At 64.8% G+C, this 20255-nt stretch carries 21 protein-coding genes; 13 read left to right on the top strand and 8 right to left on the bottom strand.

The genetic code is table 11. The features are described from left to right. Nucleotides 1–41: 41 nt before the first annotated feature. Nucleotides 42–1406 (top strand): aromatic ring-hydroxylating oxygenase subunit alpha, encoded by a 1365-nt coding sequence (locus QOJ24_RS19320; RefSeq protein ID WP_526264205.1) that lies wholly within the window; start codon nt 42–44, stop codon nt 1404–1406. An 18-nt stretch (nt 1407–1424) separates the two neighbouring features. Then, on the top strand, nt 1425–3086 hold the full coding sequence (locus QOJ24_RS19315; protein ID WP_526264114.1) for an FAD-dependent oxidoreductase: 1662 nt from the start codon (nt 1425–1427) through the stop codon (nt 3084–3086). A gap of 3 nt (nt 3087–3089) precedes the next feature. On the opposite strand, the gene QOJ24_RS19310 is transcribed toward QOJ24_RS19315, so the two are convergent. The 4 genes from QOJ24_RS19310 to QOJ24_RS19295 are packed head-to-tail and all read right to left on the bottom strand — an operon-like array spanning nt 3090 to nt 7415. Then, entirely contained in the window at nt 3090–3935 is an 846-nt protein-coding gene (locus QOJ24_RS19310) for an enoyl-CoA hydratase/isomerase family protein (protein ID WP_526264203.1), read from the bottom strand. A 20-nt stretch (nt 3936–3955) separates the two neighbouring features. After that, entirely contained in the window at nt 3956–5176 is a 1221-nt protein-coding gene (locus tag QOJ24_RS19305; RefSeq protein WP_526264112.1) for a CaiB/BaiF CoA transferase family protein, read from the bottom strand. Continuing rightward, nucleotides 5173–6261 carry an acyl-CoA dehydrogenase family protein gene (locus tag QOJ24_RS19300; protein WP_526264110.1) on the bottom strand — a complete coding sequence of 363 codons (1089 nt, stop codon included), beginning with the start codon at nt 6259–6261 and terminating at the stop codon, nt 5173–5175. Before QOJ24_RS19300 ends, QOJ24_RS19305 begins: the two co-directional genes overlap by 4 nt. After that, nucleotides 6258–7415 carry an acyl-CoA dehydrogenase family protein gene (locus tag QOJ24_RS19295; RefSeq protein WP_526264108.1) on the bottom strand — a complete coding sequence of 386 codons (1158 nt, stop codon included), beginning with the start codon at nt 7413–7415 and terminating at the stop codon, nt 6258–6260. The genes QOJ24_RS19300 and QOJ24_RS19295 overlap by 4 nt, the downstream gene beginning before the upstream one ends. Before the next feature lie 120 nt (nt 7416–7535). Between QOJ24_RS19295 and QOJ24_RS19290 the strand changes: the two genes are divergently transcribed. From QOJ24_RS19290 to QOJ24_RS19260, 7 genes are read left to right on the top strand one after another with little or no spacing between them, the layout of a single operon-like run. Beyond that, complete coding sequence (locus tag QOJ24_RS19290; protein WP_526264106.1) at nt 7536–8396, top strand: mycofactocin-coupled SDR family oxidoreductase; 861 nt, start codon at nt 7536–7538, stop codon at nt 8394–8396. 13 nt (nt 8397–8409) lie between these two features. Next, nucleotides 8410–8730, top strand: coding sequence for a hypothetical protein (locus tag QOJ24_RS19285; RefSeq protein ID WP_526264104.1), 321 nt, complete (start codon nt 8410–8412; stop codon nt 8728–8730). Then, nucleotides 8727–9707 (top strand): thiamine pyrophosphate-dependent dehydrogenase E1 component subunit alpha, encoded by a 981-nt coding sequence (locus QOJ24_RS19280; RefSeq protein WP_526264102.1) that lies wholly within the window; start codon nt 8727–8729, stop codon nt 9705–9707. Before QOJ24_RS19285 ends, QOJ24_RS19280 begins: the two co-directional genes overlap by 4 nt. Before the next feature lie 8 nt (nt 9708–9715). Next, on the top strand, nt 9716–10714 hold the full coding sequence (locus QOJ24_RS19275; protein ID WP_526264100.1) for an alpha-ketoacid dehydrogenase subunit beta: 999 nt from the start codon (nt 9716–9718) through the stop codon (nt 10712–10714). Then, the gene (locus tag QOJ24_RS19270) at nt 10707–10943 is read left to right on the top strand and encodes a biotin/lipoyl-containing protein (RefSeq protein WP_526264098.1); all 237 of its coding nucleotides are present in this window, start codon (nt 10707–10709) and stop codon (nt 10941–10943) included. Before QOJ24_RS19275 ends, QOJ24_RS19270 begins: the two co-directional genes overlap by 8 nt. A 20-nt stretch (nt 10944–10963) precedes the next feature. Next, a complete protein-coding gene (locus tag QOJ24_RS19265) occupies nt 10964–11827 on the top strand; it encodes an enoyl-CoA hydratase/isomerase family protein (protein ID WP_526264096.1) in 864 nt (287 codons plus the stop codon). A gap of 9 nt (nt 11828–11836) precedes the next feature. Next, nucleotides 11837–13375 (top strand): AMP-binding protein, encoded by a 1539-nt coding sequence (locus QOJ24_RS19260; RefSeq protein WP_526264094.1) that lies wholly within the window; start codon nt 11837–11839, stop codon nt 13373–13375. Here QOJ24_RS19260 and QOJ24_RS19255 read toward each other — a convergent pair whose 3' ends face one another. Both QOJ24_RS19255 and QOJ24_RS19250 read right to left on the bottom strand, forming a co-directional pair. Continuing rightward, the gene (locus QOJ24_RS19255) at nt 13376–14530 is read right to left on the bottom strand and encodes a Zn-dependent alcohol dehydrogenase (RefSeq protein ID WP_526264092.1); all 1155 of its coding nucleotides are present in this window, start codon (nt 14528–14530) and stop codon (nt 13376–13378) included. Continuing rightward, entirely contained in the window at nt 14527–15735 is a 1209-nt protein-coding gene (locus tag QOJ24_RS19250; protein ID WP_526264090.1) for a cytochrome P450, read from the bottom strand. The genes QOJ24_RS19255 and QOJ24_RS19250 overlap by 4 nt, the downstream gene beginning before the upstream one ends. A gap of 85 nt (nt 15736–15820) precedes the next feature. On the opposite strand from QOJ24_RS19250, the gene QOJ24_RS19245 reads away from it, so the two are divergent. The 3 genes from QOJ24_RS19245 to QOJ24_RS19235 all read left to right on the top strand — a co-directional run bounded on the left by QOJ24_RS19245 (nt 15821) and on the right by QOJ24_RS19235 (nt 18430). Next, entirely contained in the window at nt 15821–16177 is a 357-nt protein-coding gene (locus tag QOJ24_RS19245) for a Rieske (2Fe-2S) protein (protein ID WP_526264088.1), read from the top strand. A 61-nt stretch (nt 16178–16238) separates the two neighbouring features. Further along, complete coding sequence (locus tag QOJ24_RS19240; RefSeq protein WP_526264086.1) at nt 16239–17291, top strand: amidohydrolase family protein; 1053 nt, start codon at nt 16239–16241, stop codon at nt 17289–17291. Further along, nucleotides 17288–18430, top strand: coding sequence for an amidohydrolase family protein (locus tag QOJ24_RS19235; protein WP_526264084.1), 1143 nt, complete (start codon nt 17288–17290; stop codon nt 18428–18430). Before QOJ24_RS19240 ends, QOJ24_RS19235 begins: the two co-directional genes overlap by 4 nt. Before the next feature lie 48 nt (nt 18431–18478). Here the strand turns inward: QOJ24_RS19235 and QOJ24_RS19230 are convergent, their stop codons facing one another. After that, nucleotides 18479–19192, bottom strand: a complete 714-nt coding sequence (locus QOJ24_RS19230; protein ID WP_526264082.1) for an SDR family oxidoreductase — start codon at nt 19190–19192, stop codon at nt 18479–18481. 9 nt (nt 19193–19201) lie between these two features. Beyond that, nucleotides 19202–20011 (bottom strand): FadR/GntR family transcriptional regulator, encoded by an 810-nt coding sequence (locus QOJ24_RS19225; RefSeq protein ID WP_526264080.1) that lies wholly within the window; start codon nt 20009–20011, stop codon nt 19202–19204. A 105-nt stretch (nt 20012–20116) separates the two neighbouring features. Between QOJ24_RS19225 and QOJ24_RS19220 the strand changes: the two genes are divergently transcribed. After that, on the top strand, nt 20117–20255 hold a 139-nt coding region (locus QOJ24_RS19220; RefSeq protein WP_526264201.1), incomplete at its 3' end, for a CoA transferase.

Here is a 20255-nt window from a genome sequence, read left to right as displayed (position 1 = left end):
TGCTATTTTAGAAGCCGGGCCACCGACGAGGGGTGAGCGAGTTGGCGAAAGTGGACTGGACACCGTTGGCGGTGCCATGGGCGGTCCAGTCCGTGGACAGGGTCCCCAAGCAGCGGTACTACGACCCGGAGTTCTATGCGCTGGAGACCGAGCTCTTCTGGCCGCGGGTCTGGCAGATGGCGTGCAGGCTCGAGGAGATCCCGAAACCCGGCGACTTCGTCGAGTACGAGATCCTCGACCAGTCGATCATCGTGGTGCGGGTCGACGCCTCCACCGTCCGCGCCTACTACAACTCCTGCCGCCACCGCGGGATGAAGCTGGTGGAGGGCAGCGGGTCTCGCCGCAGCTTCGTCTGCCCGTTCCACGGTTGGTGCTGGGGTCTCGACGGCAAGAGCACCTTCGTTCTTCGCTCCGACGAGTTCGACGAAGACAATCTCTGCGCCGACGACCTCGCACTCGCCCCTGTCCGCTGCGACCTCTGGGGCGGCTGCGCGTGGATCAACCTCGACGACGACGCTCCGCCGCTGCGCGACTGTATCGAGCCGTTCGCCTCTCGACACGACGAGTTCAAGGTGTCGGCGCTGCGCATCGAGTGGTGGAAGTCGTGTCTCCTGCCGGTGAATTGGAAGTTGGCAACCGCGGCCTTCATGGAGGGCTATCACGTGCCGCAGACGCATCCGCAGCTGCTGCCCGCATCCTTCCGGCCGGACTCGTCGACGGTGAACCCAATGATCCAGGCCAGCCTGTACTTCATGCGGACCCTCGGCTCGGGCATGGGTGGGATGACCCACGAGAACGACATCCGGATCGCCGAGGGGCTGCAGCACATGTCGCTCCCCGACGATCCTGCTCACGCGATGGCGACCTGGCGTGGGGCGGTCAATGACGCGGTCACCAAGTGGCACCGGGCTCGCGACTGCGACTTTCCTGACCTGAACGACCTGGAGCGCCGCCGCGTGATCGATCCGATCGGATTCGCGTTCCCGCACTACTTCCTGTTACCGCAGTACAGCAGCGCCTCGTCGTACCGGATCCGCCCGCTCGGGCCGGAGCAGACCCTGTTCGAGGTGTGGTCGCTCACCCGGTATCCGAACGACCAGTCGCAGGGCAGGCCCACGGCGCCGGAGCCCCTGGCACCCGACGACCCGAGCTGGCCGATGATCCCCGCACAGGACTTCTCCAACCTGCCCAAGCAGCAGAAAGGCCTGCACGCCAAGGGGTTTGAGTACATGCGCTTGTCGGACAAGATCGAGGGGCTGATCTCGAACTTCGAGCGCGTCATCGACGGCTTTCTCGCCGGCCTGCCCTACGAGCGGCTTGTGCCGGCGATCCAAGCCACCAACACCACCATCGACGTACCCGTCGCCGATCTCGCGCTGACCGACAAACTCCTGTCGGATGCCTGATTCCCCGAAGGACAATGCATGGTGAAGTGGGACAAGTCTGTCGATCTGCTGATCGCGGGCAGCGGCGGAGGCGGAATGGTCGCCGCTCTGGCCGCCATCGACGCGGGGATCGAGCCGCTGGTCGTCGAAAAGCAGGATCTCATCGGTGGTTCCACCGGGATGTCGGGCGGCATGGTCTGGCTGCCGAACAATCCGCTGATGCGGGCCGAGGGCATACCGGACTCGCATGAGGACGGGCTGGCCTACTTCGAGGACGTCGTCGGCGACATCGGCGCTGCGTCCTCACCCGCCCGCCGCGAGACCTTCCTGACCGCCGGCTACGAGATGATCGACCTGCTGATGCGCAAGGGAGTTCGGTTGGTTCGGTGTCCCGGGTGGAGCGACTACTACCCGAACCACAAGGGCGGCAACGCGGCAGGCCGCTCCGTCGAGGGTGTTCCCTACGATTCAGCCGCGCTCGGCGACTGGAGCGACAAGGTTCAGCCGTCGATGGCCAAGAACTACGGGTTCGTGGTCAAGACGAATGAGCTGCGCTCGGTGCAGTACTTCAACCGATCCCCGAAGGCGTTCGCCGTCGCGATGCGGGTCTTCCTGCGCACCAACATCGCCAAGCTCCGGCGGCGCGACCTGATGACCAACGGCGCGTCCTTCATCGGTCAGATCCTGAAGGTCCTCATCGACCTCACGGGCGACCCGCCGGTGTGGACCAACGCAGCGATGGAAGATCTCATCGTCGAAGACGGCCGCGTAGTGGGCGCGCGTGTCAGCCGCGATGGCTCGCCGGTCAACATCGAGGCGCGGAGGGGAGTTCTGCTGGCGGCCGGTGGCTTCAGCCGCAATGCCGATATGCGGCGGCGCTACAGCGGCAATCAGCCCAACGACGGATCGTGGTCGATCGCCAACGCCGGCGACACCGGCGAAGTCCTTCAGACGGCGATGGATCTCGGCGCGAAGACGGATCTGCTCGACGAGGCATGGTGGTTGCCAATGGTTTTCCTCCAGGATCCCGGCGCCGCGTCGCTCGGGTCCGGGCGGCAGCGTCCCGGTGCCATCTACATCGACGGCGCAGGCAAGAGGTTCTGCAACGAGTCGAACTCGTACGTCGAGGTGGGCAAGGCGATGTACGCCGCCAAGGCCGTGCCGTGCTGGCAGATCTTCGACGAGGGATACGTCGGCCGGTATGTGTCCGGTGCCAACCCGTTGAAGAAGCGCACGCTGTCCGAAGCGCTCATCGAGCAGGGAGCGGTCAAGCGGGCCAACACGATCGCCGACCTGGCGCGCCAGATCGAAGTCCCGCCCGCCGCGCTCGAGGAAACCGTCAACCGTTTCAACGAGTTCGCGGTCAAGGGCCTCGACCCTGACTTCGGACGCGGGCAGTCGGCCTACAACGCCTGCCTGGGCGATCCCGGGTACAAACCCAACGCCGCGCTCGGGCCGCTGGACCGTGCGCCGTACTACGCCACCAGAGTGCTGCCTGCCGACGTCGGCACGTGCGGGGGACTGATCACCAACGAGCACGCCCAGGTGCTCAACGAGCGCGACGAGGTGATCGACGGCTTGTACGCGACCGGAAACATCACGGCCACGGTGATGGGGCGCAACTATCTGGGTGCAGGCGGCAGCATCGCCAACACGATGATCTTCGGCTACGTCGCGGCCCTGCACGCCGCGCGCCGCTAGCGGTTACTCGCCGGGAGGAGTCTCCGCGTCGGCGACGAAATCCCTTGGTTTCAAGCCTGACTGGATGAGCTCGGCGCGGCGGGCCTGCACGTCGGATGCCGCACCGACCATGTTGGTCATGACGTGGCTCATCTGCAGGTGCACGCGCATCCCCATCAGCTCCCACGCCCGCTTCACGTTGCTCTTCACGGCCATCAACGTGGTCAGCGGGATCTGGGCGATCTTGCGTGCCATCTCCTCGACGGTGTCCTCGAGTTGGTCTTTCGGCACAACCTTGTTCAGCAGACCCCACTGGAGCGCCTCCTGCGCGGAAAGCGTCGGCGCCAGCAGAAGCCAGTCCATCGTGCGATGCCAGTTCATCATCAGCCACGGTTCGATCATCGTGTGGCCACCGGGCTCGCCGAGGCTCTGGGCGAGCGGCATCTGGAAGTACGCGTCGTCGGATGCGACGCAGAAGTCAGTCAGCAGCCCGAGATAGATTCCGCCGCCCATGCAGTATCCGTGAATCTGGGAGATCGTCGGCTTCGAGAACTCCCACAGGTACAGGGTCGGCCATAGGAACAGGTCGGCTGTGCCCTTGTACAGATCCTCGAACGTGTCGCCGAAATCGGGATACGGGTCCTCGTCGGGTCCCCACTTCGCAACGTGGCCGCCGCAGAAGCCCTTGCCGTTGGCCTTCAGGATCACCACCTTGATCTCTTTGTCGCGGTCGGCCTCGTGGAGGCAGGCGTCGACTTCCTGCACCAGGGTCGCGTCCTTCGTGTTGGCCTTCTCGGGCCGGTTGAGGATGATCCGCGCGATCGGCGGTTCACGCTCGTAGATGACCGCTTCGAGTTCGCGCCGCTCCATCGTCATTGGTCGCTTCCCCTCTACAGAATCGCGCCGCTGTCCTTGGCCGCCGAGATGTCGTCCCAGTCGAGGTCGAGCTCCAGCAGGATCTCTTCGGTGTGCTGCCCATGTTCGGGAGCTCGCGCCGCCGACGGGGGAGTTTCGTCGAATTGGACTGGCGCGGCGACGATCTGGTACTCAACCCCTTGGTCATCCAGATTGGGGACGACGTACCCGTTCGGCCTCACCTGCGGGTCGTTGAGCGTTTCCTTCGGCGTCGCCAGCGCCGCCCACACGCCCGGCTCGTCGGCCAGCGCCTCGCGCCAGTACTCGAGGTCCTCGCTGGCGAACCTCTCGCCGACGAGCTTGCACGCTTCGTCCGCGTTCGCGATCAGGTTGCTCGACGGCACGAAACGTTCGTCGGTCGCAAGCTCGGGCAGTCCGATCCGCTCGCAGAAGCCGGCCCAGAACCGGTCGGGCTGCAGGAAGACCATTTGCAGCCACCTGCCGTCGCGGGTCTTGTAGCGGTTCACCAATGGGTTGATCGCCAGCCCCGGCGGTGCACCGGGGATCCCGTCGATGCCGAACAGATCGGCGACCGAGATCGACGGGGCGATGGTCCACATCGCCTGTGCCAGAAGGGACGAGTCCACGACGGACGGCTCGCCGGTGCGCTCCCGATGGAACAGCGCAGCACACACGCCACCCGCGAGCGTGATTCCACCCTGCAGGTCGCCGAACCCCGGGCCCTGCACGGCGGGCGTCTCGGTGCCGAACGGCGTCATCGTGTAGGACACCCCGCCGCGCGAAAGGTAGGTGGCGGCGTCGAACCCGCCCTTTTCGCGGTCCGGGCCACGCACGCCTGCGCCGGTGCCGCGAGCGATGATGATGTTCGGGTTGAACGAGCGGATGTCCTCCACGGTCAGCCGCGCGCGTTTCAGCGCGCCGGGACGCCAGTTCGTCAGTAGGACGTCGGCGGTGGCCAGCAGGCGGCCGAAATAGTCGCGGCCGGTGTCGGTCTTGATGTCGATCGCGACGCTGCGCTTCCCGCGGTTGCCGATCTCGAGGATGAAGTCGACGTCGGCCCGTGCGTTCTGTCGCGTGAAACCACCGATGACCAGCGCCCGCCCCGGGTCACCCGCTTTCACGTCCTCCACCTTGATCACGTCGGCGCCCCAGTCCGCCAGTGCCGCACCTGCTGAGGGTACGTAAGTCCAGGACGCAAGCTCGACGACCCGTACGCCGCTCAGGACTTGGCTCATTGCAGCACCTTTCGATTCAGTTCGCTGACGAGTTGCGCGCCGACCTCCTCGAGGTAACGGTCAGGTGCGCCGAGGTATGCACTCCAACCAAGGAGGCGCTTGAGGTAGAGGTGAGCGTCGTGCTCCCACGTAAACCCGATGCCGCCGAACACCTGGATCGCGGTGTCACCGACGGCGGTGAGCCGGCCCGCGAATGCCTTGGCCCGCAACGCGGCACGATGCCGCTCCGCGGGTTCGGCCGCATCGGCTGCCCACAAGGCGTGAACGACGCCGCTTCGGGCAAGTTCGACGGCCTCGTACATGTCGACGCACAGGTGCTGGACGGCCTGGAAGCTGCCGATCGGCTGGTCGAACTGCCTGCGCACCTTCGCGTATTCGATGGCCATGTGCATCACCGCAGTGGCGGCCCCGAGTGCATCCGCCGCGCGGGCGATCGTCACATCGTCGACGAGCCCTTCGATCGCATCCGTTGGCGCGTCGGCCAACCGCCTTCCCGTCACGCCGTCGAGTCGGACGTCGAACAGTTTCCGCGTCGGATCCACATGCGACCGTGCCGTCACCGTCACACCGTCGGAGGTGGGGTCGACGGCGTACAGCCCGGCACCGGCCGATCCGTCGACGAGCGCCAACAGCACGTTCGCGGCTGCAGCATCGGGGACGGCGGTCAGTTGACCGCGCAGCGTCGCGCCGTCGGCGACAGGCCTCGCACCGGTGAGCGGTGCGACCGTGGCTATCGTTTCCCCACCGGCGATTTCAGCCAGCAACCCGTGGTCCGCACCGGTCCGGGTCAGCGCTCTGGCCGAGGCGACCGCACTCGACAACCAGGGGCCGGGATTGAGCGCGGCGCCCATTTCCTCGGCGACGACACCCGCCTCGACCATCGTCATACCCGCGCCGTCGTGCTCTGCGGGAACGACCACGCCGGTCGCGCCGAGGTTCGCAAGCCCACGCCACACGGCGTCGGTGCTGCCCGTCGGATCATCCAGCAGCGGCCGCACATGCCCTGCCACACTTGCCTTTTCGGCGAGGTATTGCCGCACGGTGTCGCGAAGCGCGACCTGATCTTCCGTCAGCTCCAGGTTCATCGCCGCGGAAGCCCCAGCACCCGGGTAGCGGTGATGCCTTTGTTGATCTGCGTCGTTCCCCCCGCGATGGTCAGCGAGCGCGACGACAGGCGGCGGTCCACCCAGCGTTGGCCGGCGCTATCCGCGCCGAGCACGTCGAATGCCAGCTCGGCGACTTCCTGTCCCAACTCGGCCCACACACTCTTGGCCAGGCTGGCCGACCCGAGCGCGTCACCGCCGTGCAAGGTCGCCGAGATCGACCGCTTGCAGAGCAACTCGAGGTAGTTGATCCGCACCGCGATGTCGCCGAGCCTGCGCAACGTCACGCCGTCCTCGAGCACCGGCTTGCCGTCGACGGTGTGCCCGGTCAGGTCCGCGACGAGGTCGGCTAAGAGCACTTCCAACTGCGCGTACAGGCGCGCCGCTCCTGCGCGCTCATGGCTGAGCGTCGTGGTGGCGACCTGCCATCCCGCGTTCAACGGACCGAGCAGCGCGTCGGCGGGCACGCGGACATCGTTGAAGAACACCTCGGCGAAGTCGGCCGTGCCGTTGAGCGTGACGAGCGGGCGGGCTTCGATGCCGGGCAGCGCCATGTCGACGATGAGACAGGAGATGCCTTTGTGCTTGGCAGCCTCGGGGTCGGAGCGCACATACAGCTGACACCAGTCTGCCCGGTGACCCAGCGACGTCCAGATTTTCTGGCCGTTGACCACGAAGTGATCGCCGTCGCGGACGGCCCGGGTGCGCAGCGACGCCAGATCAGAGCCGGCCTCCGGCTCCGACATGCCCTGACACCAGATGTCGTCGGCGCGGACCATGCGGGGGAGCAACGTCGTCTTCTGCGTGTCGGATCCGTACTGCATGATCGCCGGCGCGATGTTGTTCATCCCGATCACGTTGAGGGGCACCGGAGCTCGCGCTCGTGTCATCTCCTCGGCGTAGACGAGTTGTTCGAGCACCGTCGCACCGCGGCCGCCGTATTCCTGCGGCCAGGACACTGCACCCCATGCCGCGTCCGCCACTGCCGCATCCCACGCGCGAAGCACGTCGAAGGCATCGGGGTTGCGGCCGCGGACTCGGTCGGCACTCCTGACGTCGTCGGTCAGGTTCGCCGCGAGCCAGGTGCGCAACTCCTTGCGGAACTGCTCCACCTCCGCCGGATATGAGAAGTCCACGGTGTCCTGTTCGAGATCGGGCTGATTGGCATCTTTATAATTTTAGGTAGTATAGCGATTTCTGCGAGGTGACTCGAAGGTTCCCAATCCGGCTCGTGCGGACAGTCAAGGAGGGCGACGATGGGCAGGGTCGAGGGCAAGGTTGCGCTGATCAGCGGGGCGGCGCGAGGTCAGGGTCGATCGCACGCGCAACTGCTGGCCGCCGAAGGTGCTGACATCATCGCCGTCGACATCTGCGAGGACATCGAGACCAACGAGTATCCGCTCGCCCGGCCCGAGGACCTCGACGAGACCGCCCGGTTGGTGGAGAAGGAAGGCAGACGGTCGCACGCCGAGATCGCTGATGTGCGCGACCGCGCCGCGCTGTCGGCGGCGATCGATCGCGGGGTTGCCGAGTTCGGCAGGCTCGATATCGTCGTCGCGAACGCAGGTATCTGTCCGCTGACTGCGGGCCTGCCGCCGCAGGCGTTCGCCGACGCCGTCGACGTGGATCTTCTCGGCGTCCTCAACCTCGTGCACGCGAGCCTCAAACATCTGCAGGCGGGCGCGTCGATCGTCGTGACCGGATCGAACGCGGCGTTCATGTCATCGATGAACACCACCGGTATCGACGGCGGTCCAGGTGGTGCGGGTTACGCATTCGCGAAGTTGGCAGGGGCGCACTACGTGAACGACTTCGCGCTCGCGCTCGCACCGTTCTCGATTCGGATGAACGCGATCCACCCGACCAACGTCAACACCGACATGCTGCACAGCCCGCCGATGTACCGGGCGTTTCGGCCGGACCTCAAGGAGCCGACACGCGAGGAGGCCGAACTGGTTTTCCCTGTGGTGCAGGCGATGCCGGTGCCCTACGTGGAACCCGAGGACATCAGCGAGGCGGTGGTGTTCTTCGCCAGCGACGCAGCGCGATACATCACCGGCCAACAGCTTCGAGTGGACGCCGGCGGGTTCCTCAAAGTGAAACCGTGGTCGGCGTAAAGGAGTAGTGAGGATGGCCAAAGGGATCATCTACCTGGAGACGAGGCCGGTTTCACCGGACCGCGAAGAGGAATACCACAAGTGGTACAACGACACTCATCTCGCTGAGATCTGCTCCGTCGACGGGATCGTCTCCGCGCGCCGCTTCGCCCCCACCGACGGCGAAGGTCCGTTCATCGCCATCTACGAACTCGAGTGCGACGACCTCGACGCGGTCGTCGGCCGGCTGGGCGAGCTCGGCAGGAGCGGCAAGATGTCGTCGCTGGAACTGCTCAACATGGAGACGCCGCCGATCCCCAAGGTCTATCGGGAGATCGGGTCGTACCAGAAATGACACCGTCGGCCGAGGTGCAGCGGCGCATCTACGCATTGATGGTGCTGATGAAGGCCGCCGACGACCGGCTCTCCAAGGGCATCGGTACCGGCGAGTTCATGTGCGTGTACTGGCCGTCGCGCGGCCAGGAGGCCATCGCTGCGGCAATGGGTGTCACGCTGCGCGAAGACGACCAGCTGGTGACCACCTACCGCGGTCTGCACGACCTGATCGGCAAAGGCGTTCCGCTGGAAGAGATCTACGGCGAGATGATGGGCCGCACCGTCGGTGCAAGCCGCGGTAAGGGCGGCACCATGCACATCGCCAAACCCGAGAAAGGTGTGATGCTGTCGACGGGGATCGTCGGCGCGGGGCCGCCGGTCGGTGTCGGGTTGGCGATGGCCGCCAAACGCAAGGGGCTCGACCGGGTGACGGTCGTCAGTTTCGGTGACGGCGCGACCAACACCGGCTCGTTTCACGAGGCGGCGAACATGGCCGCGCTGTGGGATCTGCCGATGGTGTTCGTCTGCCAGAACAACATGTACGCCGAGATGACGCCGACCACGGACACGATGAAGATCAAGCATGTCGCCGACCGCGCGGCCGGTTACGGCATGCCCGGCGTCCGAGTCGACGGCAACGACCCGCTTGCGGTCGCGGATGCGCTTGCCGAGGCCATCGGCAAAGCCCGCGGCGGCCAGGGACCCACCTTCATCGAGTGTGAGACGTTCCGGTTCCGAGGGCACTACTTCGGCGACCGGATGCCCTACATCCCGAAGGACCAGCTGGAGGCGGCGATGGCTGCCGACCCGGTACCCGCGTTCCGCCGCAGGCTCATCGACAAAGGTCTTTCGTCGGACGACGAGCTCAGCGGCATCGACGAGGGCGCGCTGACCGCGGTCGAGGAAGCGCTGAAGACGGTGCTGGCGGCGGAGCCACCGTCGGCCGACGAACTCGACCGAGACGTGTACGCCACCCCGATCAAGTATCCCGTCTGAGGAAGGCCATGGACGAAAAAGAGATGTCGATGCGCGAGGCGCTGAACCTCGCGCTCGATCAGGCCATGGCCGCCGACGACCGGGTTTTCCTGCTCGGCGAGGACATCGCAGATCCGGGTGCGTCCGGCCCGACGGCGGGGTTGTCGACGAAATACGGCCATGACCGCGTGCTCGATACACCGATCTCCGAAGCTGCGATCGTCGGAGCGGCCATCGGTGCCGCGATCGATGGGCTGCTGCCTGTCGCGGAGATCATGATCATGGACTTCATCGGCATCGCGGCGGACCAGCTGATCAACAACGCCGCCAAACTGCGGTTCATGACCGCTGGCCGGACGACCGCGCCGATCACCGTGCGCACCCAGGTCTACGGCGGTCTCGCGACGGGAGCGACGCACTCCCAGACGCTGGAAGCCTGGTTCATGCACATCCCTGGGATGAAGGTCATCGTGCCCTCCACCCCGCGCGACGGTAAAGGTCTGCTGTCATCGGCGATCTTCGACGAGGATCCGTGCCTGTTCGTCGAGACGATCCGGCTTCAAGCCCAGAAGGGTCTGGTGCCAACCGATCCGGACTTCCGGATTCCCCTCGGTCAGGCCGACGTCAAGCGACCCGGCTCGGATGTCACGCTGATCAGCTACGGCCGTAGCGTGCTCGAATCGCTCGCCGCCGCCAAGACATTGGATGAACAAGGCATCAGCGCCGAAGTCATCGACCTGCGCACTCTCGTGCCGCTCGACGTCGACACCATGGTCGAGTCGGTGCGACGGACCGGCCGTGCGGTGGTCGTGCACGACGCGGTCGAGTTCGCAGGCCCGGGCGCGGAGATCGTCGCGGTCCTCCAGGCCGAATGCTTCGGTGACCTCGCCGCGCCCATCGAGCGGGTGGCTGCACGATTTGTCCCGACACCCGCCGCGCCGACGCTCGAAGCGCAGATCTATCCGTCGGCGGCGCGCGTCGTCGAAGCTGTTGCGCGGACGTTGGAGAAAGCGGATGCCGATGGTTGAGTTCGTCATCCGTATCCCACGTGTATCGGTGGCCGTCTCGGAAGCCGAGCTCACCGAACTTCTCGTCGGCGACGGCGAGCATGTAGCGGAGGGAACACCGATCTATGTGATCGCCACCGAGAAGGTGGAACAGGAAATCGAAGCGGGTGCATCGGGGACCGTGCAGTGGACGGGATCGGTGGGCACAACCTACGACATCGGCGCCGAAATCGGCGTCATCACGTCATAACGAAATCGCCAGGAGGACATATGGATATGAACGAGACTCGCGAAAGAATCATCTACCAGAAGGATGGACCGATCGCGAAGATCACCTTGAACTGGCCCGAGAAGGCCAACGCGCAGGACCAGAAGCTCGCCGAAGAGGTGGACGCCGCCCTGCTCGATGCCGATCGTGACTACGACATCAAGGTGCTGGTGCTGAAGGCCAACGGGAAGGGCTTCTGCTCCGGACATGCGATCGGTGACAACGCCACCGACTATCCGGCGTTCGTGGAGAACGCGATGATCACAGGCCACCCCTGGAAGGCGCAGTCCGACCTCTTCGTCAAGCCGACACTGAACCTGTGGGAGTTCTCCAAGCCGACTATCGCGCAGGTGCACGGCTACTGCGTGGGTGGCGGCACCCACATGGGCCTGACCACCGACATCGTGATCGCATCCGACGATGCGTACTTCTCCTATCCGCCGTTGCAGGGTTTCGGCATGCCGTCGGGCGAATGTTCCATCGAGCCGTGGGTTTTCATGAACTGGCGCCGAGCCGCCTATTACCTCTTCACAGCAGAGGTGATCGACGCCAAGAAGGCGCTGGAAGTGGGCCTCGTCAACGAGGTGGTCAAGCGCGAGGACCTCGACGCGCGCGTCGATGCGATCGCCCGCCACATCGCCCAGGCTCCGCTGACGACGCTGATGCTCACCAAGGCCAACCTCAAGCGGGCCTGGGAGTTGATGGGCATGCGGGTGCACTGGCAGAGCTCCAACGACCTGGTCGCGCTCGCGTCGATCAGCAAGGACGTGCAGCAGCTGATCCAGCAGGTGTTCAAGGACAAGGTGCTGCCGTCCGAACATGCGCGTCGCCAGGCTGCGGCCGCGTCAGACGGCGCGGCTACGTAGGACCGTTCAGTGGCGAACCTCGCCGACCACGCGGAGGGTGACCCCGACTCACCGGCCTTGATCGTCGTTGACGGCGCCACGGTCACGTACGGCGAGTTGTTCGAACGGAGCCAACGCGTCGCCGCCCTGCTGCACAAGGCGGGGCTGCGACGCGGCGACGGGGTGGCACTGGTGCTGCCGAACCGCCCCGAGTTCTTCGACATCACATGGGGCTGCCAGCTTTCCGGGCTGTACTACAGTGCAGTGAACACGCACTTCACGCCCGACGAGGTGGCCTACGTCATCGGCGACTCCGACGCGAGGGCAGTCTTCATCGACGCGTCGATGGCCGAGCTCGGGGAGCGGATCCTCGCTGTCAACGACGGTGTCGACGTGCACATCAGTGTCGGCGCTCCGCTGCCGGGGTGGCGGCCTTACGACGATGCCGTAACTGAACGCGATGCGGCTCCAGCGATTGCGGACGGGTCCGAGATGCTCTACTCGTCGGGCACCACCGGCCGACCCAAAGCCGTTCGGCGCCCGCTACCCGAGGACGGCCAAGGATCGTGGGCGCAGAAAGTGCTCGAGCACTCGCTGACGCAGCGATACGACATGAGTTCGTCGAGTGTGTATCTGTCTCCGGCGCCGCTGTACCACGCAGCAGGCATCAACTACACGATGGCGGTGCACCGGGTAGGAGCCGCCTCGATTCTGATGCCCAGGTTCGACGCCGAAACCGTGCTGCGCCTGATCGAGGAGCACCACGTCACACATGCCCAGTTCGTGCCGACCATGTTCCTGCGGATGCTCAAGCTGCCGGAGTCGATTCGCGAACGCTACGACGTCTCCAGCCTGCAGTGTGTCATCCATGCCGCCGCGCCATGTCCGGTCGACGTCAAGCATCGGATGATGGACTGGTTCGGGTCGATCATCCACGAGTACTACGGTGGCACTGAGGGATTCGCGGGCACGATCATCGGCCCCGACGAATGGCTCGCCCACCCTGGTTCAGTCGGCAAGCCGTTCAGTCCCGTACACGTCGTCGGCGAGGATGGTGCCGAACTGCCCGTCGGCGAATCCGGCGAGCTGTACTTCGAGGGCGGGCCGAAGTTCGAATATTTCAAAGACCCTCAGAAGACGGCATCGGTGTCCAACGATCGCGGATGGCGTTCGCTGGGTGACATGGGCTATATCGACGAGGACGGCTACCTGTACCTCACCGACCGTTCGACGTTCATGATCGTGTCGGGCGGGGTGAACATCTACCCGCAAGAGGCGGAGAATCTGTTGGTCATGCACCCGAAGCTGTTGGACGCAGCGGTATTCGGCGTGCCGAATGACGAGTACGGCGAAGAGGTGAAGGCTGTCGTGCAACCGGTCGAAGGAGTGCAGGCCGCTCCGGAACTCGAGGCAGAGCTCATCGAATATTGTCGAGCGAATCTCGCGGCCTACAAGTGCCCGCGCACCATTGAATTCGACGCCGAGCTGCCACGCGACCCGAACGGCAAGCTGTACAAGAGGCGGATCCGCGAGCGCTATTGGCAGGGCCGTACGTCGCGCATCGTGTGATCAGAGCGAGAAATCGATGACGCCGCGCACAATCTCGCCGCTCAGCTGGTCGCGATAACCCTCGTTGATGTCGTCGAGCCGGTAACGCCGGGTGATCATCTCGTCGAGCTGGAGTAGTCCCGCCTCATAGAGCTTGGCGAACCGAGCGACGTCAACCCGCGGGTTGCACGATCCCAGTACGGTGCCGACCAGGCTCTTGTTCCAGAGGATGAACTCCTGCAGGTTGATCGAAATGGAATTCGTCGTGGTGGCGGTCATGCCCGTCAGAACACAGGTGCCGCCCTTGCGCGTCAGGCTCAGTGCCGCCTGAACGTCGTGCTCGGAAATCAGCGAGGGGGAGACGATGACACTGTCCGCCATTACGCCGTGCGTCAGACCGCGGACCAGGTCGGCGGCTTCATCCGTGTTCGAGACACTATGCGTGGCACCGAAGCTCAGCGCCGACTTCTGCTTGAACTCTACCGGATCGACGGCGATGATGTGCGCGGCCCCGTTGATCCGCGCGCCCTGGACCGCCCCGGTACCGATTCCGCCCACCCCGATGACCACGACGGTGTCCCCGGTCATCACCTTCGCGCGGTTCTCCGCGGAGCCGTATCCGGTCGGAATCCCGCACGACAACAGCGCCATCGGCAGCAACGGCAGATGCGGGTCGATCTTGACGATGGAATCAGTGGAAACGACCGTGTGTTGGGAGAAAGCGCCGACCTTCGACAGGTGCCCGAGATTGCGACCGTCCGCGGTGTGGTGGCGGAAGGTGCCGTCGGTGGGCATACCGGGGATCATCACCTGCGCACCCATGTCACAGATGTACTCCATGCCTGAGCTACACCATCGGCATTGCCCGCAGACCGCCACGAACGACGTCACTACGTGGTCGCCAGGCGCGAACTCGGTGACGCCCTCGCCGACCTCGGCCACCACTCCCGACCCTTCGTGGCCGCCGATCATCGGAAACATGCCGGGGAGGCCGAACGACTCCATCACGTCGTTGGGCACGGACATGTCGCCGTTGCGGATGTGCTCGTCGGAATGACACAGCCCGGCGGCGGCCATCTCGATCAGAACCTCGCCGGCCTTGGGTGGGTCGAGTTCAAAATCCTCCACCGACCACTGCTGGCCCATGTCGTGCAGGATCGCCGCACGGGTCCTCATGCGAGGGGGCGGAATGTCACGGGCAGGTGCTTGGGCGAACGGAACGGCATGCCAACGATCTTGGTGTCGACGTCTGCGATCAACTGCAAGTCCGTCACCCGATCGAAGAGGCTGTTGAGCATGGCCTTGGTTTCCACGCGGGCCAGATGCATGCCGAGGCAGCTGTGGATCCCGCCCGCGAACGAGATGTGCGCACGTCGCGGCCGGTGGATGTCGAACGCGTCCGGGTGCTCCCAACGATGTGCGTCGCGATTGGCCGACCCCATGCACAGATTCACCTGTGCGCCTTTGGGAACAGTCGTCCCGTGCATCTCGACGTCGCGGGTGGTGTTTCGCATCACCAGGACCAGCGGGGTCTCGTATCGGATCCCTTCCTCGATCGCAGCCGACATGAGGCTCCGATCCTGCTGCAACGCCTGCAGCTGGTCGGGGTGGGTAAGCAGCAGCTGCAACAGATTCCCCGAGGAACGGTATGTTGTCTCCAGCCCGGCGGGCAGGAGCAACCGCAGGAACGAGATGATCGCGTCGTCGGTGAGTTTCTCGCCGTCGATCTCCGCGGCGACCAGATCGCCGATCACGTCGTCGGTCATCGTGCTGCGCCGCTGATCGACCTGCTCCTGGAAGTAGGTGCCCAATTCGACCGACGCCGTCAGGCCCGCCTCGATGTCCTCGGTGATCGAAATGAGTTGCAGCGACAGCCGTCGGAACATCTCCAGATCTTCCTGGGGCAGGCCAAGCAGCGCAGCGGTCACACGGGTCGGGAACTCGAATGTCAACGCCTTGACCAGATCGGCGCCGCCGTCGTTCTTGAACTCGTCGACGAGCTGATCGCAGATCGGGTCGATCACCTCGGGTTCCCACTTGTTGAGCGCACTCTGTTTGAAAGCCTTGCTCACCAGGCTGCGATGGTCGTGATGCTCCTTGCCGTGCATGCCGAGGATCGTCGGCCCGAAAACGAGGCCGATCGTCTGGTTGTACATCTCGGATGCGAACACCGTGTCCTCGCGGAACGCGGCGAAGACACTCTCGAAGTCGAACAAGGTCCAGTTTTCCTCGACCTTGAGCTCGTCGGGCATCAGATCGCTCTCCATGAGCGTGCCGCGCCATACCGGCGCCGTTCTGCGCATGTGCTCGAAGTAGGGATAGGGATCGTTCACCAAGTCGGGGGCGCTGGACGGATCCTGCGAATCGGTGCTGATGGTCACACGTGCCTCCCGGCGCAGCGTCTAGCGGGTCGGTCGCTCTATCTTTACTATTTTAGTATTCTAGGTCAAGGAAAAGGGGTCGTGGATGCAACGCCGTCCTGTGTGTGCGATCGAGGACCTGCCCCCGGGGACCATGAAGCTGGTCGAGGCAGGCCAGTTCGGCGTGGGTGTCTACAACATCGACGGGTCGGTCTATGCAATCGCGAACTACTGCTCACATGAGGGCGCGCCGCTGTGCGCGGGCTACGTCGTGGGCACCACCGAGTTCGCGCCCGACGCGCCCGGCCAGGTCCGCTACGTGCGTGAAGGCCAGATCGCTCGGTGCCCATGGCACAACTGGGAGTTCGACATCACCACCGGGGTCAACCTGGCCGACCCGCAGAAGCGGGTCCGCACGTATCAAGTGGATGTCGACGACGGACAGGTGTACCTGACGGCATGAGCGAAGCTGGCGAGCGAATCGACAGCACAGTATGCGCCGGCGGAGCCTGCGAGGTCGGCGCATGATCATCGACACCAACGTTCAGCCGCATTTCCGGTACAACTCCGAGATCCGCCGCTATCTGTCGCCCGCGCACAAGCTGCGCGCGATCCCCGACGTCGAGCAGCAGTGGTATCAGGCACCGGGCGGCGATTACCGCGAAGATCTGTACGGCGACGGCTATCCGGCGTCTGACCCCGATACGGTGGCCAGGCACCTTTTCGACGACGGCGGCGCCGACTGCGCGATCCTCAATCCGCTGACGCGGGGCAACATCGCCGACTATCTGCTCAACAGCCGGATCTGCGCCGGTGTCAACGACTGGCTGATCGATCGTTGGCTCGAGCCCGACGCCACCGGACGCTTCCTGGGGACCATCCGCGTCAATCCCGAAGACGCCAAGGGTGCGGTCGGCGAGATCGAACGCCTGGCAGACCATCCGAAAATGGTGCAGGTCGGCGTTCCGATGCAATCGCGGGAGCCCTACGGAAAGCCGGTGTTCGAGCCGATCTGGGAGGCGGCCGCCGGGCACGGGTTACCCGTCGCGGTGCACATCAACGGCGGCAACGGTGTGGACTACGCGCCGACCTTCGCCGGACACACCTCCACCTATCCCGGCTATGCCGCGTTCATGCCGCTCAACTCGTTCGTCCACCTCGCGACGCTGATCATCGAGGGCGTTTTTGGCAGGCATGCCGACCTGAAATTCGTCTTCGCCGACGGCGGTTACGACCTTCTCACCCCCCTCATGTGGCGGCTCGACACGTTCTGGATGTCGATGCGTGACCAGACGCCGTGGGTGGACCGTTATCCGAGCGAATACCTTGCCGACCATGTCCGTTACTGCACGTCCGCGTTGGACGGGCCGACCGACGAACGCCAGGCCGAGCGGTGGCTGGATTTCACCGACAAGGCGGATCTGCTGATGTTCGGGTCGGGTTATCCACATTGGTCGGCGTCTGACCCCGACACTTCTGTTGCGGGCCTGTCAGGCGAGCAGCGGGAAAAGGTCCTGTGGCGCAACGCAAGTGACACCTACGGCGTGACGGCGAAGGTGGAAGGAAGTAGCAAATGACGACGGTCGAACGCACGGAAGACGCTGTCGCGCAGGATATTGCGGTGACGATCGTCGACACCGACGTGCATCCGCTGCCGGTGTCGGGTGCGGTGCTCAAGTCCTATGCGCCGCCGGAGTGGAAGGACAAGCTCTGGCCGACCGGCAACGCTGTGTCGCCCATGTCGTACTTTTATGACACACCTGATGCCTACAAGACGAGTTCGCTGCGTGTGGACGCATCGCCGCCGCGCGGGGGAGCGGCGGGCAGCGATCCCGACTTCGCCGCCAAGCAGCTGTTGGTCGACGCCGGTGTCAGCATCGCCGTGCTGGAGCCGATGTGCGACGCCCAGCTGCCGCAGGCCGAACACGTGCTCAAGGCCACCTACAACGACTGGCTGGCCGATGTATGGCTCGGCGACAACAACTGGCACGGCCGTTGGCGCGGGGCGATCAGCGTCACCGCGCAGGATCCCGGCCAGGCCGCCCGGGAGATCGAGCGGTGGGCCGGCCACCCGTACATGGCCGAAGTGCTGATGACACCCCAGACTCGGGGAATATCTTTTGGCAGTCCACATTTCGACCCGATGTATGAGGCCGCCGCCCGCAACGGCCTTCCGGTGGCGACCCACCTGATGGGACAGACACCCTACGAGCTGATTCCGATCTACCCCGTCGGTAACCCGGCTCACTGGCACGACTTCTTCGCGTCATGGCCGCTGCTGTACGTGTCACATCTGATGAGCCTGGTGTTCGACGGCGCATTCGACCGGCATCCCGATTTGAAAGTCGTCTTCGTCGAGGGCGGCTTCACCTGGGCCATGCCGGTGATGTCGCGCATGGACCGAATCTGGGAACACCGCAAAGCCGATCTGCCTCATGTGCGGCGCAGGCCGTCCGATTATGTCCGCGAGCATGTGCGGTTCACCACGCAGCCACTCGAGGAGGTCAACGTGGTGGAGTACCGGGAGTACATCGAGATGATGGACCTCGGCGACTGCATCATGTTCTCCACGGATTACCCGCACTGGAGCTATGACGCTCCGGACTGGGCGATCCGGCGGTTCCCGGCAGAGCAGCGGGAGCGGATCATGCGCGGCAACGCGACCGCGCTCTACGGGCTGCCGTCGACCGTCAAAGCACTCCCCGGCGAGATCTAGCGATTTCGGCGCGCTTACGTGCGCTGACCGTCGATTAGCGCGCCGAAATCACTTGGTGGTCCGGCGCTCGACTTCCATTGGGACGACGGGAGATCGTGCCGAGGGGCCGCGGGTGATCGCGTGCAGTCGGATCTCGGGTAGGTCGACCGACGGGTCGAGTGTGTCTAGCCACGCAACGGCGTCGGCGACATCCGACGCGCGTATCGCATACATCTCGAACGGCACGTCCTGCAGCATCTCGGTCTCGACCGGCCCGGGCGTCACGATGTGAACGTTGATGCCGTCGCGGTCGACCTCGCGAGCCAGCGCGCCCGCGAATGCGTTCATGCCCGCCTTCGATGCCGAGTACGCCGTCCTCGCCATCATCGGTTCGTGGGCAGCAGACGACGAGATGAACACGAACCGCGAACCCGCCTTCATCCGAGGCAGCGCCGCGGACGTGACGACGAAGCACGAGTCGAGGTTGGCTGAGATCGTCGCCCGCCATTGGTCGAAAGTCTGCTTGCGGGCGTATGTTCCACCGAGAATTCCTGATGCGTGCACGACCAGGTCGATTGCACCGGCAGCCTCGACCGCAGGTGCGAATTTCTCCGGATCGCTGGCGTCGGCCACCACATAACGAGCCCCCATCTTCTCGGCGGCTGCCCGCAGCGGCTCCTCGCGGCGAGCGGTGAGTACGACGTCATAGCCCAGCTCAGCGAGCTTGCGGCCGCACTCTTTGCCGATGCCGCCGCTGCCACCGGTGATCAACGCCGTACGCACACAGCACCTTCAGCGCTGGCGCCGGGCCAACGCCTGCGGCGATAGCGCGACGATCCGCTGCTCAGGATCGGCTGCGCTGAAATACGTCTGGGTGTCAGCGATATGGCGGGCGGCAATCTTGCGCGCGCGGTCCGCATCTCCGGCCTCGATCGCGTCGGTCAGCTTGTTGTGAATGGTCAACGCGATGCGCCGTTTACTCATCGACGGATATTCCCCGCGTGCCGCAGTTTCCTTCGCCCACAGGTTCAAATGGCCGGACCACAGCGTCTCCAGGCTGCCGACCACAGCGATCATCGTGTGGTTGCCGCAGCCACGGATGATCTCGTCGTGGAACTGGCCGCCGATCTCGGTGAATTTGGCGCCGTCTTCGATGTGCTCGGCCATCGAGTCGTTGATTGCCCTGAGTTTCGGGATGAGGGTCTCGCTGCGGTCCTCACGTTTTGCCGCGAGCGCGGTGCACATCGGGTCGAGTTCCTGTAGCGCGGTTGCGAGGTCGGCGAGTGGCACTGTGTCGCTCTGCAGCAACAGACCGATCATGTACGCCGCACTCGCCTTGGCAGGCGCATGCACCACAGCGCCGCCGCGGTTGCCGCGTCGGACCGACACCAAGCCCTCGGTCTCGAGGATTCGCAAGGCTTCCCGCAACGACACCAGGCTGACGTTGAACTGCTCGACGAGGATCTCTTGCCGCGGCAACAGGTCGCCGTCGGACAATTCGCCGTCGATGATCTGACGACGGAGCTCATCGGCGACGATCTCAGCCGTTCTGCGGGCCCCGAGCCGGCGGCGGGCCTCTGGGCCGATTCCCAATGTTGTCATTGCGTGGCAATGTTAACAGCGATAGCCGTGCTACCTGGGGTCTACGGGATCGCTATCCGGCAAAAGTTACTAGGATGGCAAAGAAACGCCTGGGAGGTTGTGCGCGTGAGTGACGGAGCACCTACTCCGCTCTGTGACCTGCGCGTCGTGGAGATCAGCGACCGCATCGCCGGCGCTTACTGCGGGAAGCTGTTCGTCGATGCGGGCGCCGACGTCGTGAAGGTCGAGCCCGCCGCGGGCCATC

It is taken from the genome of Mycobacterium sp., assembly GCF_032159775.1.
Taxonomy (GTDB): Bacteria; Actinomycetota; Actinomycetes; order Mycobacteriales; family Mycobacteriaceae; genus Mycobacterium.
The sequence above is the reverse complement of the archived record's forward strand: the minus strand, read 5'-3'. Positions and strand labels throughout refer to the sequence as shown.

Bases quoted from the DNA above. Each gene is read 5' to 3' on its own strand.
- QOJ24_RS19315 (WP_526264114.1), top strand. From the start codon at position 1,425: ATGGTGAAGTGGGACAAGTCTGTCGATCTGCTGATCGCGGGCAGCGGC.
- QOJ24_RS19310 (WP_526264203.1), bottom strand. From the start codon at position 3,935: ATGGAGCGGCGCGAACTCGAAGCGGTCATCTACGAGCGTGAACCGCCG.
- QOJ24_RS19305 (WP_526264112.1), bottom strand. From the start codon at position 5,176: ATGAGCCAAGTCCTGAGCGGCGTACGGGTCGTCGAGCTTGCGTCCTGG.
- QOJ24_RS19300 (WP_526264110.1), bottom strand. From the start codon at position 6,261: ATGAACCTGGAGCTGACGGAAGATCAGGTCGCGCTTCGCGACACCGTG.
- QOJ24_RS19290 (WP_526264106.1), top strand. From the start codon at position 7,536: ATGGGCAGGGTCGAGGGCAAGGTTGCGCTGATCAGCGGGGCGGCGCGA.
- QOJ24_RS19285 (WP_526264104.1), top strand. From the start codon at position 8,410: ATGGCCAAAGGGATCATCTACCTGGAGACGAGGCCGGTTTCACCGGAC.
- QOJ24_RS19280 (WP_526264102.1), top strand. From the start codon at position 8,727: ATGACACCGTCGGCCGAGGTGCAGCGGCGCATCTACGCATTGATGGTG.
- QOJ24_RS19275 (WP_526264100.1), top strand. From the start codon at position 9,716: ATGGACGAAAAAGAGATGTCGATGCGCGAGGCGCTGAACCTCGCGCTC.
- QOJ24_RS19270 (WP_526264098.1), top strand. From the start codon at position 10,707: ATGGTTGAGTTCGTCATCCGTATCCCACGTGTATCGGTGGCCGTCTCG.
- QOJ24_RS19265 (WP_526264096.1), top strand. From the start codon at position 10,964: ATGGATATGAACGAGACTCGCGAAAGAATCATCTACCAGAAGGATGGA.
- QOJ24_RS19255 (WP_526264092.1), bottom strand. From the start codon at position 14,530: ATGAGGACCCGTGCGGCGATCCTGCACGACATGGGCCAGCAGTGGTCG.
- QOJ24_RS19245 (WP_526264088.1), top strand. From the start codon at position 15,821: ATGCAACGCCGTCCTGTGTGTGCGATCGAGGACCTGCCCCCGGGGACC.
- QOJ24_RS19240 (WP_526264086.1), top strand. From the start codon at position 16,239: ATGATCATCGACACCAACGTTCAGCCGCATTTCCGGTACAACTCCGAG.
- QOJ24_RS19235 (WP_526264084.1), top strand. From the start codon at position 17,288: ATGACGACGGTCGAACGCACGGAAGACGCTGTCGCGCAGGATATTGCG.
- QOJ24_RS19225 (WP_526264080.1), bottom strand. From the start codon at position 20,011: ATGACAACATTGGGAATCGGCCCAGAGGCCCGCCGCCGGCTCGGGGCC.